The sequence below is a fragment of the Pseudomonas syringae group sp. 26L6 genome, from assembly GCF_032587815.1.
GTDB lineage: Bacteria > Pseudomonadota > Gammaproteobacteria > Pseudomonadales > Pseudomonadaceae > Aquipseudomonas > Aquipseudomonas amygdali.
Window position 1 is genome coordinate 599387 of record NZ_JAWHPJ010000018.1, and the last position, 19610, is coordinate 618996.

A 19610-nucleotide genomic window follows, 5' to 3' on the forward strand; every position below is an offset into this window, starting at 1 on the left:
CGGTAAGCTGTTCGATAGCCGCACGGATATTCGATCAGCGGATTGTATGCTGCTGCGACACTCATTAGTGTGCAGGTTTGTCCTTCTCCGGAGTCTCGAATGTCTGCCGTGCAACTCGCCGATGGTGAACTGAACTACCTACTCGAAGGCCCGGCCGGTGCGCCGGTGCTGGTGTTGTCCAACTCGCTGGGCACTGATCTGCATATGTGGGACAACCAGATTCCTGCGTTCATTCGTCATTTTCAGGTGTTGCGCTACGACACGCGCGGGCATGGCAAATCGCTGGTCAGCGAGGGCAGTTACAGCATCGAGCAGAATGGTCGCGACGTGCTGGCGTTGCTGGATGCGCTGCACATAGACACGGCTTTTTTCTGTGGTTTGTCCATGGGCGGCTTGATCGGTCAGTGGCTGGCGATCAATGCGCCGCAGCGCCTGCGCAAGGTCGTGCTGTGCAATACGGCAGCCAGAATCGGCAACCCTGATATCTGGAACCCTCGCATCGAAACCGTTCTGCGTGACGGGCAGTCAGCCATGGTTGCATTGCGTGATGCTTCTGTTGCGCGCTGGTTCACGCCTTCATTTGCGCACGCCGAGCCTGCTGTGGTCGACACGGTTGTCGGTATGCTGGCCCGCACATCGCCACAGGGATACGCAGCTAACTGCGCTGCGGTGCGTGATGCCGATTTCCGTGAGCAGATTGCCTCCATCCAGCTGCCGGTATTGGTCGTCTGTGGTACTGAAGATGCGGTAACCACTCCCGCGGATGGGCTTTTTATGGTCGAGCGCATTAAAGGTTCGCAGATGATCGAATTGCACGCGGCTCATCTGTCCAGTGTCGAGGCCGGGGAGTCATTCACGGTGCCGGTGCTGGCATTCCTGACGGCCGAGTGAGCTGACGGGATCTGAAACCCGGTATTGAGAGGCTTGCCATGGCGCTGCATACTCGCGGCTCTGAAAGCGAGGTGGCCGGGTGTTTGATCTCAATGATCTGTTTTATTTCGTTCAGGTGGTCGAATGCCTCGGCTTTGCGCCAGCAAGCCGCAAACTGGGGATTCCCAAGTCCAAGCTCAGCCGTCGTATTGCCGGGCTGGAAGAGCGCCTGGGTGTACGACTGATTCACCGCTCGACGCGCACGTTCGCCGTGACCGAGAGCGGGCGCGATTACTACGCTCACTGCGTGGCAATGCTGGTCGAAGCCGAGGCTGCTGAAGAGGCTATTCTGCGTTCCAAGTCCGAGCCGCAGGGCAGGGTGGCGATCAGCTGTCCTCCAGCACTGGCGGCGATGGGCTTCAACGAGACCATTGCCCGGTTCGCGGCCGATCACCCGAAGGTTCAGGTGCAGGTCGAAAGCACCAACCGCCGCGTCGACCCGCTGACGGAGAACATCGATATCGCATTGCGTGTGCGCTTTCCGCCACTGGAAGACGACGGGCTGGTGGTCAAGTTGCTCGGGCACAGTGCTCAACGTCTGGTCGCACGCCCGGATCTGGCTGCCAGGCTATCCGCAACATCGACACTCGAGGCGCTATCATCACTGCCCAGCCTCGACACGCCGTCTTCAAGCCATGAGCATCGCTGGCTGCTGGAAACTACTTCCGGCCACTATGCTGAAATTCGCCACACGCCGAGGCTGATCAGCTCGGATCTGGACATGATGCTGCAGGCCGCCCTGCAAGGGGTTGGGGTGGCGCAACTGCCTGAACTGATTGTCCGGGAAGCCTTGCAGGACGGGCGTCTGGTCGAACTGTTCAGTCAGCATCGGCCAAAGTGCGGCATCGTGCACGCCGTGTTTGCTTCGCGCCGTGGGCTGCTTCCCGCGGTCAGAGGGCTGCTGGATGTGTTCGAAACCTCGTTCAAAGAGCTAAGCCTTAGTCCCGACTCGCTTTATTGTTCTCTTCATAGAACGAACAGTCGCATTCAAGACCACTAATCATCTATTGCGATCAAGGATAGGATGCTCGCCACTTCATCGCTAAGTGGCGATTTTCTTAAAGGAGCTACGTTATGAATTTATTGCACCTCGATTCCAGCATCCTCGGCGATCATTCCGCTTCGCGTCAGTTGACCCATGAGGTTGTTCAGGCCTATCAGCGCTCGCATGCCGACAGCCAGGTAACCTACCGCGACCTCGCCAGCGAAGCCCTCGGGCATTTCTCTGCTGCCAGTCTTGCCGCAGCGGGTACCCCTGTAGAAGCCCGAGATGCGTCCCAGCAACAGGAAGTCGACACTAATGAAGCCACCTTGCAGCAGTTTCTTGCCGCCGACGTGCTGGTGATCGGTGCACCGATGTACAACTTCACTATCCCGTCCCAGTTGAAAGCCTGGTTTGACCGGATCATGGTTGCCGGCCGCACGTTCCGTTATTCCGAAGCCGGCCCTGAAGGCCTGTGTGGCGGCAAGAAGGTTATTATCGTTTCAACTTCCGGTGGCCTGCACGTCGGGCAGCCAACCGGCGCTGGCCACGAAGAACTGCTCAAGGCGCTGTTCGCCTTCATCGGTATCACCGACCTGCAATTTGTTCGCGCGCACGGCCTGGCCTATGGTGAAGAACCGCGTGCCAACGCCATGACAGCCGCGCAGCAACATATCGAGAGCGAGCTGTTCGCCGCCTGAGTCGGTGATGGTCTGAACAAAACGCCACAACCCGCGCAAGCAACGTGCGCCGGGTTGTGGCGTTTTTTTGTGCGCCGCATAAATGCACGCAGTCTTGAGCGTACTCAACCTTGACAGCTTCCTTACAGGTAAGCGGGCTATTCAAGGACTAAACTGCATCTTCGCGGCACTGTGTTTGCGGTTTTGTGGTGCTTTTCACGATTGCTGAAAAGAGCGGGCGGTTTATGGCCCGGCTTGTGCACTATTTCTGTTTTACACACTCTCATCTGGGTGAGAGCGGCGCGCTGGAGCACGATGCTCGACACAAGCGCTGAATGGACTATCCGGGCGAGCCTCCGGATTTGCAAAGGTTGGGCCTTTCGATGGTACGTCTTTGTGCAGTGATGCTGGTTTGCTTGCTCGACAGCCTGATTGCGGTTCACGCTCAGGCCGATGACGCCTGGAGCGCGGGCTATCACGAGCTGAGTTTCCCCGACCCGCTGGATTCACAGCCGGTGCAGGCCATCGCTTTTTACCCGTCGACCGCCAGTGAGCAGTGGAGCACCCTGCACGGCTATCGCGTCGAGGCCGGCGAAAATGCGCCGATTGCAATGGGCCGGTTCCCGTTGCTGCTGCTGTCTCATGGCAATACCGGTACACCGCTGGCGTTGCATGACCTGGCCACATCATTGGCGCGCCAGGGGTTTGTGGTGGTTGCTGTGGTTCATCCTGGCGACAATGATCGTGATCACAGTCGGTTGGGCAGCCTGAGTAACCTGTATGGTCGCCCGCTGCAGATCTCTGAAGCGATCAGCACGGCCTTGCTCGACCCTATGCTTGCCCCTTATCTCAATGCTCGTCAGGTGGGCGTGATCGGCTATTCGGCGGGTGGCGAAACTGCGCTTATTCTTGCGGGCGCGCAGCCTGATCTACAGCGCCTGCGCCAGTATTGCCTCGAACGCCCCACGGACCGTGACGCCTGCAAGACTCAAGGGGAGCTGGTCGCTGACCGCGATGACCTGCATGCCCAGGCTGACCCCAGGGTCGGTGCGCTGATGTTGATGGCCCCGTTGAGCCTGATGTTCGGCCGTCACACGCTGGGCGATGTGCATGTACCGGTGCTGATGTATGCCGGGGATGACGACCAGTTGCTGGCCATCGACCGCAACGCCGAAGCGCTGGCGCGCAAACTGCCGCAGGCACCGGACTATAAGTTGTTGGCGGGGGCAGGGCACTTTGTCTTTATGGCACCGTGCAGTGACGAACAGCGTTCGAGCGCACCGTTACTGTGCAACGACCCTGACGGAGTGGACCGCGAAGACATTCACCGCAACCTGAGCGCAGAAGCTGTGCGCTTCTTCAGCACGGCGCTCAATTCTGCCGACCCTGACCATTCAGGTATGCAGACAGCGCATCACGAATAAGCGCTTTTCAGGCGTTCAGCGAACTCAGAAAGTCGCCAAACCCGCCTCTGGCTTTTGAGTCCAGGCGGGTACTGGTCGTGACCCGCGGGCGGCAGCTCCAGGCGATCCGCGCGCCGATCAGCTCCAGCTGGCGAACCAGATGCACGTCTTCGTGGCAGGCCAGTGCCGGAAACCCGCCTGCACTGATATAGGCAATTGAGCTGACACCCAGGTTGGCACCATGAATGTGCCGATGGCCGTCCCGGTGCTGGTAATGCTTGAGGTAAGCCGCCTGCGCAGCCGCAGAGATATCCTTGTTCCAATCGCCGGGCATGACGGTCCCGCATACCGCATCGGCATCCAGTGCCAGTTGCTCGGCAAGCCAGTCATTCGCCACGGTGCTGTCGCCATCGGTGCAGGCCAGCCAGCGCGCACCTCGGTCGAGGAGAAAAGCTGCTCCTTCGGCGCGTGCCTGTCCGACGTTGCGGGCCGAGACCTCAAGGACCATCACCCCGTGCGCTCGCGCGATGTCTGCCGAGCTGTCGGTGCAACTGTCGAGAACCACCAGTACCTCTACTCGCTCACCCTTGAGATCCGGGTGTTCAGCCGCCTGCTTTATCGTTTCGAGGCACAAATCGAGTAGCTGCTCTTCATTGTGCACCGGGATCAGAATGCCGATCATCGGAGAATTCCTGTTCTGCTACGGAGGTTCCATCACGACTCCACAGGTCCAGCAGAAAATCCTGTTCGTGATGACTGAAAAGGCGGTGCATGGCCAAGCGTTCGGCAAGGATATCGTGTACAGCCTGCGCGTTCAGCGGGCAGCCCTCGATATCAGGGCGCCAGTGACAGGCGAGCAACTGGCCGTCAGGTGAAAGCGAGGATAGAACGCAGTCGATCAGGCGGTGCAGGTCATCGACGTCGAGGTAGTAACCCAGTTCGCTGAAGACGACCAGATCAAATTGTCCCTGCGGCCATTGCTGTGGCAAACGGGCCTGCAACACGCGCACATGGGGCAGGCCTGCCAGACGCTTGCGTGCCAGATCCACCGCCAGATTTGACGTGTCGCAGCACACCAGTGCGTCACAGCGCCCGGCAAGGTCGGCACTGAGTTCGCCATTGGCACAGCCAGGCTCGAATACCGAGCGATAGTGTTCACGGGGCAGCGCGGCCAGTGTCAGCGCACGCTTGCGCCGCTCATACCAGCGTTGCTTGAACGCCCACGGGTCATCGTTGTTGCGAAACAGCTCATCGAAATAGCCGTCTTCGACGCTCATACCAACACCAGTTCAAACGGTTGCAGCAGTCTTTCCAGCACAACGGCTGGCAGAACGGGCGCAAGACTGATGGCCGGGTCACCCTGCAATTGGCTGACGAACGCCTGAGCGGCATTGCGTTTACGAGCAAGGGTCGCCGGGTCCAGCAGCAACTTGCGTGCGCGGTCCCATGGCAGACGCTCATCTTCAGGGTCAGCCCAGTGCCAGGCCCAGACCGGTACTTCGCAAAGCTGCGCCCCGGTAGACGCACAGGCTCTTGCACTGGCGCGGCCAACGGCTTCGTGGTCGCCATGACCATCTTCTGCCCAGGTGGCGAACACCACGTCGGCAGGGCCCAGATGACGTTCAAGAAACTCTGCCAGCTGATCTTCGGACTCGGCCACGGCACCATCCTGCAAGCCGCAGCGCAGCCACTCAAGACGCTCAAGGGGAATATCGAGACGATTCAAGGCTTCGGCGCTTTCCTGGGGCCGGATTGCAGACAGTCGCTCGACAGGCCAGAGCGTGGAGCCCGGATGGCTGGCAGTGCCGTCAGTGACCGAGATCAACAACAGATTGCGTTCCAGCTGCGCCAACTGGCTCATCAAACCGCCGCATGCCAGTACTTCATCGTCCGGATGCGGGGCGATGATGACCGCCCTGCAATTGTTCGGCACCAGCAGGTCTGCAGTAATCGCAGGTACGCTGCGCAGTTTGCCAGAGGCGTTCCAGGCAGCCAGAGGCGTGCCCTGGCCAGACTCGTCGTCGCTGACTAGAAAGCCTTCGCTCATGATAGATACGCTCTCATAGTGACCACGTGCGTAAAGCTGGCAGCCGTTTACCCGTCAATTGACCCAGTGCAGCAAGGTCTTGCTCGGCATGACTCTGGCGCAGAAAAACCGGCAGGTCGGTGATCAGTCGAGCGAAGTGCGGGTCCTTGCAGTAAGGACCCGCACCTACCGCGCGGCCCACGTGCTGAATGACCAGTTCCGCAGCGTGCTCCACGTAGGCACGACAGCGTCTGGCGAGCACCTCGGCATTTTCAGCCGGGGCCTGATCCAGATGCGCAGCGGCGGCACGCAGTACATCGATTGCTGCGTGCAACGCGACATCTACAGCACCCAGGTGCGCAAGAGCGTGTGGCTCTTCGCGTTTGCCGACCTGTGCCAGCAAGCGTTGGGCGATAGCCCGGGAGGCACCATACCAACACGCCGCGATGCCGATGCCGCCTTGCCAGAAGCCAGGCCGTTCCAGGTAGCCGCCCGGCGCTCCAATCGCCTGCCCGGTAGCGTGCTCGAACACGACTTCGACGCTGCCGGTGGCACCCATCCCAACTGCGCGCCAGCCATCACTGGTCATATGCACGCCGGGCTGGTCGAGTTGCACCGCCACCAGTTGCTGGCGATGTTCTTCATCCCACGTGGTGATCAATGCATGGCTCAAGGCCGTAGCACCGGAACACCACGCTTTTCGGCCATTCAGACGAAGTGAATCGCCAGTGCCGCTGATATTCACCCGTGCCTGCGGCGGCTCTGCCGCCCACATGCCCCAGGTGCTGAATTGTTCGGGGGGCGGGGCACCCAGTTCCGCCATGATCGCCAAGGCGTCGGTATGCCCCTCGTACAACTTGCACAACCCCAGATCATGGCCTGCAATGCAGGCCAGCGCCCGCCAGCGCTCAAGTGTCTGACCGCTGGCAGGCAGGGGGAGCTTATCCAGACCTTCGTTGACCAATGCCTGCAAGCACTCGCCCAGCGCACGCGTATCGGCATAACCGTGCTTGCGCCAGTCGAGAAACTCACTCAAGGCATCAATCATTGCTGGTCTTCGCGCTTCAGTTCGAACAGCAGCAGCGAGCGCGGCGTGACGGTATATTGCGAACCGAACGCAAAGTGCTCCTTGCTGCGTGCATCATCCTGATTGGTGTCGATCAGGCACTCATAATGGGTGCCTTCAGGCACTTCCGGCAGGGTGAAGTTGACCCCGTCGTGGTGCGCGTTGACGACCAGCAGCAGCGTAGCGTCGGCACCTGGACGACGGATACCGGTTTCCTGTGCACGGCCATCCATCAACATGCCCAGGCAACGACCATTGGCATCGTGCCATTGCTCGACACTCATCTCGTTGCCATCCGGAGCGAGCCAGGTTACGTCCTTGACGCCGATTTCTTCGTTGTAATCGCCCACCAGGAAGCGACTGCGGCGCAGGATCGGGTAGGTCTGACGCAGCTTGATCACGCGGGTCACGAACTTGAGCAACGCAGCGCCGTCCTCGTCCAGATCCCAGTTGATCCAGCCAATTTCGCTGTCCTGACAGTAGGCATTGTTATTGCCGTGCTGGGTACGGGCGAACTCGTCACCGGCGACGATCATCGGCGTACCTTGCGCCAGCAGCAAAGTAGCGAAGAAGTTACGCATTTGACGCAGACGCAGGGTGTTGATTTCCGCGTCTTCGGTCGGGCCTTCGACGCCGTGGTTCCAGGACAGGTTGTTGTTGCTGCCGTCCTGGTTGTTTTCGTCGTTGGCTTCGTTGTGCTTGTCGTTGTACGACACAAGGTCGTGCAGCGTGAAACCATCGTGCGCGGTGATGAAGTTCACCGACGCCTGTGGACGCCGACCGCGTTGGTTGAACATGTTGCCGGAGGCGGTCATGCGTGCCGCGAAGTCTGCCAATTGGCCTTCGTCGCCTTTCCAGAAGGCACGTACGGTGTCACGAAACTTGTCGTTCCACTCCATCCAGCCTGGTGGGAAACCGCCGACCTGATAGCCACCTGGGCCACAGTCCCAAGGCTCGGCGACCAGTTTGACCTGACGCAGCACCGGGTCCTGACGGCAGGCGACCAGGAAGCTGTGACGTTCGTCGAAACCATCGTGGTAGCGACCCAGAATAGTTGCCAGGTCGAAGCGGAACCCGTCGACATGCATTTCCGAAGCCCAGTAACGCAGGGAGTCAGTGACCATCTGCAGTACGCACGGGTGGCTCAGGTCGAGGGTGTTGCCGGTGCCTGAGTCATTGATGTAATAACGCTTGTCGTCCGGCATCAGCCTGTAATAGGAGGCGTTGTCGATACCGCGCATGGACAGGGTAGGGCCAAGCTCGTTGCCTTCGGCCGTGTGGTTGTAGACCACATCAAGAATGACCTCCAGCCCGGCATGATGCAGGTGCGCAACCATTTCCTTGAACTCGGCAATCTTGCCACTCGCCAGATAACGCGGGTCTGGCGCAAAGAACGCAATACTGTTGTAGCCCCAGTAGTTGGTCATTCCTTTTTGCAGCAGATGCTGGTCGTTGACGAATGCGTGGATCGGCAGCAGCTCGACGGAGGTCACACCCAGCTTGCGGATGTGGTCGACAACGGGAGCTGATCCCAGACCGGCAAACGTGCCGCGCAGCTCTTCGGCAACTTCCGGGTGGCGCATGGTGATGCCGCGCACGTGGGTTTCATAAAAAATGGTCTTGTCCCAAGGCGTACCGACGCGCTGATCGCGGCCCCAGGTGTAAGCCTCGTCGATCACCTTGCTCTTCGGTACAAAGGGCGCGCTGTCACGTTCATCGAAGCTCAGGTCGCCGTCAGGATGACCAATGGTGTAACCGAACAATGCTTCAGACCACTTCAGTTCGCCGACCAGTTGCTTGGCATACGGGTCGATCAACAGTTTGTTGTGGTTGAAGCGATGACCGTTTTTAGGGTCATAAGGGCCGTAGACGCGATAGCCATAGATCAGGCCCGGGTGCGCATCGGGCAGGTAGCCGTGATACGTCTCATCGGTGTATTCCGGAAGTTCGATGCGTTCCAGTTCGATTTCACCGGTCGAGTCAAACAGACACAACTCTACTTTGGTGGCGTTGGCCGAAAACAGGGCAAAGTTGACACCCAGGCCGTCCCAGCTGGCGCCGAGAGGAAAGGGAAGTCCTTCACGAATGCGAGACGGGGTGCTGCCTGGATTGTCTTGCGGGGCTGAATTATCTTCTGCCGTTGTAGTGGACTTCGTATTCATGATGACTTCCTGACGTCGAATGATTTTCTGAGCGGCCAAAGCCGCTATCGAAGCCACAAAGGCTTCAATATTGACGATAAAGTATGGGGGTGTAGCAGGCCTCATCTCCGATCAGAGTGCGACCTGCAACAATGGACTGGCGCCCGGCCAGAAGAGTTTCAAGAATTCGACGGTTTGCGTGGCTTCTTGGCAGCAGGCTTGGCTGGGGCATCAGTTGGCGCGGCGGTAGCCGGCTTGGCTTTGGAAGCAGGCTTGGGAGCCGCCTTGGCCGCTGGCTTTGGCTTGGCTTCAGCTGCGGGCTTGGCCGCTGGCTTTGCTGCTGGTGCTGACTTCGCCACAGGTTTGGCCGCGCCCTTGGCAGGCGCCTTGGCGCTGTCTACTTCAGGCAGCTTGGGCTTGCTTGACTTGCGCACGCTGGACTTGTCAGGTGCCAGGGCTTCTGCTTCTGCAAGCTTGCGCGCCATCTCCCAGTGACGCTCGTCGTGTCCGGAGGGCTTACCCTCGGACTCCCAGATTTGGTAAGCAAAATCGCGAATTCTTTTTTCGTCGGCACTCATCTTGAGACTCCCAGCTATTACATAGTTTGAATAAGCAAATTGACGGAAAATCTTTCAAGCGCTGCACTGAGCGGTATCTCCCGAACGTGTGTTGCGACACCGTCGGAAAAGAGTCCTTTCCAGTCAGATCCAGAATCGGCAAACGGAAGCATAATCCGTGTGTCGCCCCAATTGGCAGCATTAATCAATGGAGTTTGCGCAGTACCCAATAGTTCACTGCTTGTGCGTGGGACTACGATGACAGCGCGCACTCCTTGTGTCTCCCGGGCAAAAGCCATCACGTGCCCGGCGTGGCTACCCTTTATTTCCAGAGGCTGATAACGCCCCTCGCTGAACAGCGTTGGGTGCTCGGCACGCAGGTTCAAAACCTTCGCAATCAGCGCCTGTTTGATGCGGCCATCCTGCCAGTTATCGAGCAGGTCGGCAGCGCTTGCATCTTCTGCCAGCGCTTTCTGTCGGGCTGCATAATCAACCGGTCGCCGGTTGTCCGGATCCACCAGGCTGAAATCCCAGAACTCGGTGCCCTGATACAAATCGGGAACACCGGGTACGGTCAAGCGTAGCAAGGTTTGCGCCAGACTGTTGAGTGCCCCGGCGGTCGCGATACGATTGGCCGTTGCACTCAGTGACTGGCGCAACGCGAGCGCTTCAGGAGCCAGCAGCAAACGTTCAAGAAATTCGCGGCAAGCCGTTTCGTAAGGCTGATTCGGCGCGCTCCAGCTGCTTTGCAGCTTGGCTTCGCGCAGGGCTTTCTCTTGCCACTGCACCATGCGCTTCGCGTATTCCTGGTGAGCTTCTTCGCCCTCCAGGCTCAGCGGCCAGCTGCCCAGCAAGGCCTGATAAAGCATCAGCTCGTCACCCGCACTGATGGCCGGTTCTTCGCCTTTCAGGGGCACTGCCAGCTGTCTCCAGCGTTCTACCTGTTCGGCGTACCACGGCGCACATTCACTCAGGACCGCAAGGCGTGTACGTGTGTCCTCGCCACGCTTGTGATCGTGCGTTGCAGTGGTCAGCAGGTTGTCGGGGAATTTTTCCAGACGCTCCAGGCAGACCTGATGGAAGTCTTCCACCGGCGCACTGAAATGCTGCGGATGAAAGCCTACGTCGTTGCGCGACAACAGCACTGCAGAGCGATAGAACGAGGTGTCCTCAACCGACTTGGCGGCAACCGGGGAGGTCAGTTGCTGGAACCGTACACACGCATTCTTGTACAGCTTGCGCAACGGTCCGCGTGGCAGTTTGCGCCACGCTTCGCCACCCAGCCAGCGTGCCAGATAATCCAGCACTGGCCAGTCGCCTTCGTTCAAAGTGGTGCGAGCGCCTTCCATTGCCTGCTGGAAATACTTGTCGTCCTGCGCCGAGCGGCCGCATACCGAGATATAGGTGCGATAAATCGGAAAATTGACGATCAGCGCGAGCAGGGCACGGCGAATTGCACCCAGCGTGAGGTCACGACTCATCAGGTCGCTGCGTGCAACTTGCAGCAACGACTGCGCGACGTTCTCGAAATCGCCCGCCAGCGTGCCGTGCAGGACCAGATCCCGGGCCACCAGCACTTCTTGATCGAAGTCAGCGGTACGTTCTGTCAGTCGACTCCACAGCTCTCCAAGTGGCTCTTTGCCCTTGGGATCGTGTTGCAGGAGCGAGACCTGATTCATGAACTCGTAGCCGGTCGTGCCGTCCACGCTCCAGTCTTCACGCAACGGCTCATCCGGCCCTAGAATTTTCTCGACGAAAATAGGCAGATGATCAATGCGCGCCTCGGCAGGACGCAGCTTGAGCAGGCTTTTTACCCGGCGATGCAGCTTGCGGCCGTAGCCGCGCGGGTTGGCCAGCCCATCGATATGATCGATCCGCAACCCGTCAACCAGGCCGTCGGCAATCAGCTGGAATATCTTGCCGTGGGTGGCTTCAAATACCTGCGGCCGTTCGACACGCAAACCACCTAGCTCGTTGATGTCGAAGAAGCGCCGCCAATTGATGTCATCACCGGCAGTACGCCAGCTGGCCAGACGATAGTGCTGACGTTCCAGCAACTGATGCAGACGCTGAAAGCCTTCCGGCTTGCTGGAGTCGAAGTGCGCAAGGATCTGCTCGATGCCTTTGAGCACCTGCGGATCTTTCGCCAGCTCGGCCAGCTCGGTTCTGGCCTGACGTGCACGTTCGTAGGCTTGCGGGTATTGAGCAAGCGCAGTGAAGCGCTGGCCCATTTCCTTCAATTGCGGGTGTTCGACTGCCTGAAGCAATGAATCATAGGTCAGCGGGCAGATCGGGAAATGATGCTGGTAGTGCTCGATATAAAACATGCCGCGCTCGGCGTCGAAGCGCAGCGGGATTTCTCCGGCCTGCAGGACGGTGCCGTAATCGCTGCTCAGAAACGGCAGCAGCAACTGGCCTTCCAGCAAGGGATCCGGCGAATTCCACTGAATGTCGAAGAACTCGGCATACGGGCTGCGCCGACCCCATTCGAGCAGGTCCAGCCACCAGGGATTGTCTGCACCACCGACGGCCATGTGGTTGGAGACGATGTCGAGGATCAGCCCCATGCCGTGTTCGCGCAAGGCCGATACCAGACGCAGCAGGGCAGGCTCGCCACCCAGTTCCGGGTTGATTACGGTCGGGTCGACGACGTCGTAACCATGCATTGAGCCAGCACGCGCCTTGAGCAGCGGCGAGGCATAGACATGGCTGATCCCCAGGCTGGCGAAGTAGGGCACCAGTGGCACCGCATCGTCGAGCGTGAAATCTTTATGAAATTGTAAACGCTGGGTAGCGCGCAAAGGCTGTAATGGACGGGTCATTGGTCACGCTCCGCAGCTTGCAGCCGGGATTGGGAGAGCAATTCCAGTCGTCGAGCAGCATTCGGGTTATCAAGCAAGGAGGCCGCATCGCCGGGGAGGCGTCTGCGCCAGTTCGGGTGGCTGTCAATGGTGCCGGGCAGGTTGGCCTGCTCCTTGACACCCAGCGCATCTTCCATCGGTAGCAGCACCAGTGGAGCGCGCGTGTGACCCAGATAGCGGATGCTCGCGTCGATGATCTGCTCAGGGTCTTCGCTGTCGGACGGCAGGCTGTCGACGTTCTGACTCAAGGCTCGGCACAGGCTTGCATATTCGCGCCCGCGTTCTTCACGCCATTGCGATTCATGTTGCTCGTCGATGTGACCAAGCTGTGCATTCCACTCGATATCCAGCTCGCTGAGCCAGCCTGCCAGTGTCGGCAAATCGTGGGTACTGGTGGTGGCCAGTGCCTGGTCCGACCAGTCAAGGATGGGCTTGAACTGACCGTTGTTCTGTTCGAAGAGCAGAACACGCATGCCCAGAATCGCCCGAGCGCTGAGTTTGTCGCTGAGACCTTCGGGCACAGTCCCAAGGTCTTCACCGAGCACGATCGCCTTGTGCCGCCAGGATTCCAGACTCAGCAGGCGAAGCATGTCGTCCAACGGGAAATTCAGATACGCGCCTTCACTTGGAGGCGCCCCCTGAGGGATGACCCATAGCCGCTGCAAGCCCATGACATGGTCGATACGCAACCCGCCGGCATGGGCGAAGTTGGCCCGCAGCATCTCGATGAACGCGCGAAAACCGTTACGCTTGAGGCCGTCCGGTGAAAACGCGGAAATCCCCCAGCTCTGGCCGGCTCGGTTGAGAATGTCGGGTGGTGCGCCAACAGTCAGAGCAGACAGCAACTCGTCCTGACGACTCCAGGCCTGACTTCCGGCACCATCGGCACCCACTGCCAGGTCGGCGATCAGGCCGATGCGCATGCCACTGCTGCGTGCGGCAGACTGCGCACGCTCCAGGCCGCGCGCGATGAGCCATTGAGCGAATGCATGAAAACTGATGTGCTCGCTGTGCGCTTCGGCAAATGCTGCGACGGCGTCACTACGAGGGTCTTTGAACTCTTCCGGCCATTCATGCCAATTGCTGCCGATATTCAACGTTTCGGATTCGGCACACAGCGCTTCGAAGCGGCAGTGGTTCTCCAGGGCCTCGCCACCGCTGTGGCGGAAGCTGTTGAAGTCTTCGTGCAAGGGGTGATCACCCGCACTGAACCCTTCGTACAGCTTGTGCAGCGCTTTCCACTTGGCTTGGGCAGCAGCAGGCCAGTCAATCAACTGCTGTGCTTCCAGTTGCTTCATTTCGTCGCCGACGCGCGCATCTTCTATCGCCTGACGCCATGCATGTTCACCCAGAATGGCACCGGGCGACGCATACAGGCTATTTAGAAACAGTCGGCTGGACGGCGAATAAGGGCTGTAACGGTGTGGATCATTGGCGAACATTGCATGGATCGGGCTGATGCCCAGCGCGTCGGCACCGCGCTCTCCGGCAGCGCGAACAACCTTCTCCAGTGCTTCCGTATCGCCAAAACCGCCATCGCCCTCGCGGCGCAGGCTGTAAAGCTGAGCAGTCAGACCCCAGCCATGCGGCTTCGGCGCATCGGTGGCCATTGCCATGCTGAAACAGGTTTTAGGGGCGACAGCGATGGTCAGATGTTGACCGGCAATCTCCAACTGTTGATAGCCGGGCGGTGCCAGCGCTGGAAGTTCGCCGGACGCGGTGAGCCTGGCGTCCAGCGATGAACCGTCTTCTAGGTGCAGCGTGAATGGCGTTTGCGGCGCAAACCACTCGGACAGATCCAGATTACTGTCCGTGTCGACCGTCAGCAGCGGCGGGGCGCTTTTGCCGTGGCTGGCGTTTTGCAGACTTAACAGGCTGGCATCGATAGCCTCGCCGTTTTCGGCCGGATAGCCCAGCGCCTCCAGAACCTTGCGCAGTACATCAGGGCTGACAGTCTGCGGCCGAGCGTTGGCATCGACCCAATGCACCGATAGCCCTGCCTCGGTCGCAAGCCTCTCCAGTTGCTCATTGTTCATCCTGTTCCTCCAGAACGTCACTTGCTGTCAGGCTGACAATGGCCGTGTAAGGATTGAGGATGGCCTGCGGGGAAAGTTCGGACGATTTTGCGGCGCTGGAGAATATCTGCCGGGCATTTTGCTGCGGCGGAGCATCGACAGCCTGTTCGCTCAGGTTCAGGTCGATACGCAGTTCGCTGCCATCGCCAAGCGCCCAGCGTGCACTGACTGCCTTGTCGCCGAGAATATCGGTTTTCAGGAAGCGTGCACCGGGCAGGCGCGGCATGATTTCTTTGTGCCGCAAAGCCAGCAACTGTGTATAAAAGTCGACCCAGCTGCGGTGATCCAGGCCTTTGTCGGTCTCCAGATCAACTGCCGAAAACGCCGGACGCGATGCCTCGAATGTCTTGATGTCGTTCGGGTCGGGAATGTGCTCGCGCTTTTCCGGGTCGGCGAATGCGGCAAAGTCGGCAAACTCCTTGCGACGTCCTTCGCGCACCGCATCGGCCAGTTCGCCGTGGTGGCTGGTGAAGAACAGAAACGGTTCGCTGGCCGCCCACTCATCGCCCATGAACATCAGCGGAATCATCGGCGAAAGCAGCAACAGGGCGGTTGCGGCCTTCAGCGCAGCAGGCGTGCACAGCTGCGGCAAACGTTCACCGAGTGCGCGGTTGCCGATCTGGTCATGGTTCTGCAGAAACAACACAAAGGCTGTTGGCGCAAGGTGGCCGCTGGGCTCGCCTCGCGTGTGTCCATGCCGCGTCTGTTCGCCCTGATAGACAAACCCTTCGCTGAGCAGGCGCGCAAGCTTTTGCGTAGGCTCCTGAGCGAAGTCGGAATAATAGGCGTCGGTTTCACCGGTCAGCAGCACGTGCAAAGTGTTGTGCCCGTCGTCGTCCCATTGTGCATCGAAGCCTTTCTCCAGAAGACCGGCCTGGTTGAACTCGTTCTCAAGGTTCAGCCACACGTGCCTGCCCGGCTCGATCTGGCCGCGTACGCGAGTTGCGAATTCTGGCAGGAACGTTTCATCGCGAATGGCATGCACAGCGTCCATGCGCAAGCCGTCGATGCGGTATTCCAGCAGCCACATCAGCGCATTGTCGACGAAGAAGTCGCGCACCTGCGGGCGGCGAAAATCAATGGCATCGCCCCACGGGGTATGCAGATCGCTGCGGAAAAACTCCTTGGCGTAACTTCCCAGGTAGTTGCCGTCCGGGCCGAAGTGGTTGTACACCACGTCCAGAATTACCATCAGGCCAAGACCGTGAGCTGTATCGATCAGGTGCTTGAGCTCTTCCGGAGTGCCATAGGAAGATTGCGGGGCGTAGTGCAGAACGCCGTCGTAGCCCCAGTTGCGATCACCGGGAAACTGCGCAAGCGGCATCAGCTCGATCGCGGTAACGCCCATTTGCGCAAGGCGCGGCAGGTGTTTTTCCACCGCAGCATAGCCGCCCATCGCACCTACGTGCAGCTCATAGATCACCGCCTCATGCCACGGCCGACCTTGCCATGAGGTGTTTTGCCATGAATAGGCCAGAGGGTCCACTACGAAGCTTTGAGAATGGACATCGTCGACCTGCGCGCGGGAGGCGGGGTCAGGCACTTCCAGTTCATGGTCGATTTTGAAGCTGTATCGAGTGCCCGCTTCGCAGCGGGCCTCAAGGACGAACCAGCCGTCCGGCTGGGGCAGCATGGCCAGTGACTGAACACCCTGGCCATCCTGGAGTTCGACATTTACGTAGTTGGCATCCGGTGCCCAGAGGGCAAACCGGGTGTGTTCGAGGTCTAGCAAGACGGCGCCGTGGCGCCAGTTATCGTCTGTACGCAGTGGCATCCATTGATCCTTAAACTAGTAGTTGCTGGAAATGCTCACGTTTTTCTTCAACAGGTCACGGTAGAGATCTGCGTAGGGCTCTACTGCCTGATGCCAGTTGAAGGGAGCCGCCATTGCACGGCAGCGCATGGCGTTGAGCAGCTCACGGTGGGCGAATACCTGAAACGTGCGGTTCAGGGCTTCGGTGTAGCTTTCGATGGTTGATTCTTTGAACAGGAAGCCGGTCACGCCGTCCTCGATTGTGTCCGCCAGGCCGCCGGTGTTGCGTGCGACAGGCAGGGAGCCGAAGCGTTGCGCGTACATCTGGCTCAGACCGCAGGGTTCATAGCGCGATGGCATCAACAGAAAATCACTGCCGGCGAACATGCGTCGAGCGTCGGTTTCATTGAAGCCGATACGCACACCAATGCGCCCCGGGAAGCGTGCGGCCAGCTCGCGCATGGCATCTTCTTCCTCGGGCTCGCCGCGACCGATAATTGCGATTTGTCCGCCGTTGTTGACGATGTGCTCGGCAACCCCGATGGTCAGGTCCAGGCCTTTTTGATACACAAGGCGCGAAACCACTGCATACAGGGGCCCGGTCGAGGCATCCAGCTCAAACAGCTCACGCACATAGTCGGCGTTGATTTCCTTGCGCGTCCATTCGTTGGGCGCAAAGTGGCAGATCAGGTGTTCGTCGGTCGCTGCATCCCAGCTTTCGTCGATTCCGTTAGGGATGCCGCTGAGCTGACCCTTGTTAGCCTTGCTCTGCAGAAAACCTTCCAGGCCGCAACCAAACTCTGGCGTGGTGATTTCCCGAGCATAGGTGGCACTCACGGTCGTAATGTGGCTCGCGAAGGCCATGCCTGCCTTGATGAAGGACAGCTTGCCGTAGAACTCCATGCCTTCCGGGGTGATCGCTTCATCCGGAATGCCCAGTTCACGACTCGAAGCGGTACTCACGGTCCCCTGATAGGCCAGATTGTGAATAGTAAAGATGCTTGGCGTGGACTGCCCGCGCCAGCGCATGTAGGCAGGCGCCAGGCCGGCAGGCCAGTCATGGGCATGGACCAGCTCGGGGCACCATTGGCTTTTCACTTCGCCAGCCGCAAATTCGGCAGCCGCGAGCCCCAGACGGGCAAAACGAATATGGTTATCGGACCAGTCGCGGCCATCGCTGTCGGCGTAAGGCGTGCCTTCACGCTCGTAAAGCTCAGGGCATATCAACACATAGATCACAAGGCCATCTTTCATGTCCATGCGACCCACCTTGCAAGGTGGCAGTGCAGCATGCCCGCCCAGCTGGCTGATGATATGGATCGGGTTTCCGCTGTTGATGACCTGCGGATAACCTGGAATAAGAACCCGCACGTCATGCAGGTGGCGCATTGCTCGTGGCAATGCGGCGGATACGTCGCCCAGCCCACCGGTTTTCACCAGGTCGGCCAATTCCGAGGTCACGAACAACACTTTGCGTCTGCTGACCTGAGACATGGTCGGCGTAGGCTGAATTGTCGAGGTTGGTAATTGCAGCAAAGGAACGCTCTTGGTAGAGAAGACTGGCAGATGAGTCAGCTCGCCGACAGGCTGGTTAAAACTCTCTCCCTTCTGGGTTTTGACAGCGGCGCTAATCATCGATTTTTCCCCTTAAAACAGTCTTGGTGCATCACTTGATTTTTATTGGCCATTTCCTATGGCCGGGTACACATACGTGCACTACGCAAGATCAATACCCGTTTGGACCATGCGTAGTGACAAAGCCGCGTGATGTCGCCATTACCGGATGTCAGCCAATAGCATAGATGCTCCATTCACCTGACCGGGGCGTTTTGGAGAAGTTTCGACTTTTTTCTGCGCGAATGTCTGGCAAGGGCTTTGAAGCCGCGCTTGTTGGCACGCTGCAAGGGCCAGCCCGGCAGTCGTTGCGCTTTTTTATGGGTTAAATTCGAGTCCCGAGGGCGCATGACCGGTCGTCGGATCGTTCGACAATCGAGGTCATGCGTTTCTTTTTTATCGAAAAAAACGGGTGAGTGGAGGTGCTCATGATCCCCATCGGTGCGTCGCGCCTTTTGTGGGTGCGTCTGGCGGTCAATCTGTGGGCGTGGCGAGAAAATTCCTACCTCCGCGCTGGAACATTTTGCAGCGAGGCAGGATAGAATCGGGCTGGACGCTCTAGTCACAGAGCTGGCTTGAAATAACGTGCTGGTCTGAAAGAGTTACCCTTTGACTGATTTTACAGAATCACTTTTATTGAATTGACGAGGATGGAAATGGAAGCCCCCGAGGTATTGGTACTGCAAGCGAGTTACACGAATCCCGTGCACGCTGATGCAATTGGATTTGTGCTGAACGAATATTCGATGGATGTCATGGGTACAGGTCGGCCGCTGTCGAGCGATGCGCGTCAGCAGTTGGCTATCGAGCTGGCCAAACGTCCCTACGCTTTCAGTGTGCTGGCGTTCATTTCCGGAGAGCCGGTAGGGCTGGTCAATTGCTTTGAGGGTTTTTCAACCTTTGCCTGTCGTCCGCTGGTCAATATTCACGACGTTGCGGTCGTCGCTCAATACCGCGGCATGGGCATCAGCCAGAAAATGTTGCTCAAGGTGGAAGAGATTGCACGCCAGCGAGGTTGCTGCAAACTGACACTTGAGGTTCTGGAGGGCAATGAGGTAGCTCAAGGTGCCTACAGGAAGCTCGGTTTCGACAATTACCAGTTGAGCCCTGAAATGGGGCGTGCCATGTTTTGGCAGAAGGCGCTATAAAGTACGCAGCAGGTTTGTGTGCAGCCGTGTCGGGTGCAAGGGAAAACTGTTCAGCAGAATCGGACAGGGAAGGGGTGCAGGTTGTGAGGGCAGATCAGGTGGGCAAGCCAGAATATCGGGCTTGCCCTGAAGCGTTTTAAGGGGTGATGCAATGGCAGTCAGGCTTGAAGCATCTTGCCGGGTGCAGACAAGTGGGGTTGCTGCAGCATCGAGCTCAAATGAGCGACCTTTTTCTGCAACTGCTCGCGCTCTTCTTTCAATGCACGCAATTCGTCGCGGCGGATCGTGACATACAGGGTTTGTGGTGCAAGTGCTGGTAGTACAGTGCCCATTGCTCACCTCGCAAATGGCGGATTCAACCTCAGAAAGGTCCG

Annotated in this window: 16 protein-coding genes; 5 read left to right on the forward strand and 11 right to left on the reverse strand. The window is 58.8% G+C overall.

Annotated features, from left to right (window positions below; all coding sequences use genetic code 11):
• Positions 1–99: 99 nt before the first annotated feature.
• The 4 genes from pcaD (at position 100) to RYA97_RS10315 (ending at position 4016) form a co-directional block, all read left to right on the forward strand.
• Positions 100–891: a 3-oxoadipate enol-lactonase gene (pcaD, locus tag RYA97_RS10300; protein ID WP_005745164.1), complete on the forward strand. Its 792-nt coding sequence runs from the start codon at positions 100–102 to the stop codon at positions 889–891.
• A gap of 79 nt (positions 892–970) precedes the next feature.
• On the forward strand, positions 971–1930 hold the full coding sequence (locus tag RYA97_RS10305; protein WP_057405060.1) for a LysR substrate-binding domain-containing protein: 960 nt from the start codon (positions 971–973) through the stop codon (positions 1928–1930).
• Between the two features lie 74 nt (positions 1931–2004).
• On the forward strand, positions 2005–2613 hold the full coding sequence (locus RYA97_RS10310; RefSeq protein WP_004658567.1) for an FMN-dependent NADH-azoreductase: 609 nt from the start codon (positions 2005–2007) through the stop codon (positions 2611–2613).
• A 362-nt stretch (positions 2614–2975) separates the two neighbouring features.
• Positions 2976–4016, forward strand: a complete 1041-nt coding sequence (locus RYA97_RS10315; protein WP_005745161.1) for an alpha/beta hydrolase family protein — start codon at positions 2976–2978, stop codon at positions 4014–4016.
• 7 nt (positions 4017–4023) lie between these two features.
• Here the strand turns inward: RYA97_RS10315 and RYA97_RS10320 are convergent, their stop codons facing one another.
• The 10 genes from RYA97_RS10320 to glgA form a co-directional block, all read right to left on the reverse strand.
• Positions 4024–4677, reverse strand: a complete 654-nt coding sequence (locus RYA97_RS10320; protein WP_002553273.1) for a glycosyltransferase — start codon at positions 4675–4677, stop codon at positions 4024–4026.
• Entirely contained in the window at positions 4646–5272 is a 627-nt protein-coding gene (locus tag RYA97_RS10325; protein WP_117139371.1) for a class I SAM-dependent methyltransferase, read from the reverse strand. The genes RYA97_RS10320 and RYA97_RS10325 overlap by 32 nt, the downstream gene beginning before the upstream one ends.
• Positions 5269–6042 (reverse strand): PIG-L deacetylase family protein, encoded by a 774-nt coding sequence (locus RYA97_RS10330; protein ID WP_117139370.1) that lies wholly within the window; start codon positions 6040–6042, stop codon positions 5269–5271. The genes RYA97_RS10325 and RYA97_RS10330 overlap by 4 nt, the downstream gene beginning before the upstream one ends.
• 13 nt (positions 6043–6055) lie before the next feature.
• Positions 6056–7069 (reverse strand): hypothetical protein, encoded by a 1014-nt coding sequence (locus RYA97_RS10335; RefSeq protein ID WP_060407070.1) that lies wholly within the window; start codon positions 7067–7069, stop codon positions 6056–6058.
• Positions 7066–9249: a glycogen debranching protein GlgX gene (glgX, locus tag RYA97_RS10340; protein WP_004667555.1), complete on the reverse strand. Its 2184-nt coding sequence runs from the start codon at positions 9247–9249 to the stop codon at positions 7066–7068. Before glgX ends, RYA97_RS10335 begins: the two co-directional genes overlap by 4 nt.
• Before the next feature lie 158 nt (positions 9250–9407).
• Positions 9408–9806: a DUF2934 domain-containing protein gene (locus RYA97_RS10345; RefSeq protein WP_005756649.1), complete on the reverse strand. Its 399-nt coding sequence runs from the start codon at positions 9804–9806 to the stop codon at positions 9408–9410.
• A gap of 17 nt (positions 9807–9823) precedes the next feature.
• Positions 9824–12607, reverse strand: a complete 2784-nt coding sequence (locus RYA97_RS10350; RefSeq protein ID WP_117139369.1) for a malto-oligosyltrehalose synthase — start codon at positions 12605–12607, stop codon at positions 9824–9826.
• On the reverse strand, positions 12604–14682 hold the full coding sequence (gene malQ / locus RYA97_RS10355; protein ID WP_005780307.1) for a 4-alpha-glucanotransferase: 2079 nt from the start codon (positions 14680–14682) through the stop codon (positions 12604–12606). The genes RYA97_RS10350 and malQ overlap by 4 nt, the downstream gene beginning before the upstream one ends.
• Positions 14672–16495, reverse strand: coding sequence for a malto-oligosyltrehalose trehalohydrolase (gene treZ / locus RYA97_RS10360; RefSeq protein WP_057405055.1), 1824 nt, complete (start codon positions 16493–16495; stop codon positions 14672–14674). The genes malQ and treZ overlap by 11 nt, the downstream gene beginning before the upstream one ends.
• A 15-nt stretch (positions 16496–16510) precedes the next feature.
• The gene (gene glgA / locus RYA97_RS10365; protein WP_004658556.1) at positions 16511–18109 is read right to left on the reverse strand and encodes a glycogen synthase GlgA; all 1599 of its coding nucleotides are present in this window, start codon (positions 18107–18109) and stop codon (positions 16511–16513) included.
• A gap of 635 nt (positions 18110–18744) precedes the next feature.
• Between glgA and RYA97_RS10370 the strand changes: the two genes are divergently transcribed.
• Positions 18745–19236, forward strand: a complete 492-nt coding sequence (locus RYA97_RS10370; protein ID WP_004658555.1) for a GNAT family N-acetyltransferase — start codon at positions 18745–18747, stop codon at positions 19234–19236.
• Between the two features lie 158 nt (positions 19237–19394).
• On the opposite strand, the gene RYA97_RS10375 is transcribed toward RYA97_RS10370, so the two are convergent.
• Complete coding sequence (locus RYA97_RS10375; RefSeq protein ID WP_002553283.1) at positions 19395–19568, reverse strand: DUF6026 family protein; 174 nt, start codon at positions 19566–19568, stop codon at positions 19395–19397.
• Positions 19569–19610 lie beyond the last annotated feature (42 nt).

Bases quoted from the DNA above. Each gene is read 5' to 3' on its own strand.
- RYA97_RS10345 (WP_005756649.1), bottom strand. From the start codon at position 9,806: ATGAGTGCCGACGAAAAAAGAATTCGCGATTTTGCTTACCAAATCTGG.
- RYA97_RS10370 (WP_004658555.1), top strand. From the start codon at position 18,745: ATGGAAGCCCCCGAGGTATTGGTACTGCAAGCGAGTTACACGAATCCC.
- RYA97_RS10320 (WP_002553273.1), bottom strand. From the start codon at position 4,677: ATGATCGGCATTCTGATCCCGGTGCACAATGAAGAGCAGCTACTCGAT.
- RYA97_RS10330 (WP_117139370.1), bottom strand. From the start codon at position 6,042: ATGAGCGAAGGCTTTCTAGTCAGCGACGACGAGTCTGGCCAGGGCACG.
- RYA97_RS10375 (WP_002553283.1), bottom strand. From the start codon at position 19,568: ATGGGCACTGTACTACCAGCACTTGCACCACAAACCCTGTATGTCACG.
- treZ (WP_057405055.1), bottom strand. From the start codon at position 16,495: ATGCCACTGCGTACAGACGATAACTGGCGCCACGGCGCCGTCTTGCTA.
- RYA97_RS10325 (WP_117139371.1), bottom strand. From the start codon at position 5,272: ATGAGCGTCGAAGACGGCTATTTCGATGAGCTGTTTCGCAACAACGAT.
- glgA (WP_004658556.1), bottom strand. From the start codon at position 18,109: ATGATTAGCGCCGCTGTCAAAACCCAGAAGGGAGAGAGTTTTAACCAG.
- pcaD (WP_005745164.1), top strand. From the start codon at position 100: ATGTCTGCCGTGCAACTCGCCGATGGTGAACTGAACTACCTACTCGAA.
- RYA97_RS10315 (WP_005745161.1), top strand. From the start codon at position 2,976: ATGGTACGTCTTTGTGCAGTGATGCTGGTTTGCTTGCTCGACAGCCTG.
- glgX (WP_004667555.1), bottom strand. From the start codon at position 9,249: ATGAATACGAAGTCCACTACAACGGCAGAAGATAATTCAGCCCCGCAA.
- RYA97_RS10350 (WP_117139369.1), bottom strand. From the start codon at position 12,607: ATGACCCGTCCATTACAGCCTTTGCGCGCTACCCAGCGTTTACAATTT.
- malQ (WP_005780307.1), bottom strand. From the start codon at position 14,682: ATGAACAATGAGCAACTGGAGAGGCTTGCGACCGAGGCAGGGCTATCG.
- RYA97_RS10335 (WP_060407070.1), bottom strand. From the start codon at position 7,069: ATGATTGATGCCTTGAGTGAGTTTCTCGACTGGCGCAAGCACGGTTAT.
- RYA97_RS10310 (WP_004658567.1), top strand. From the start codon at position 2,005: ATGAATTTATTGCACCTCGATTCCAGCATCCTCGGCGATCATTCCGCT.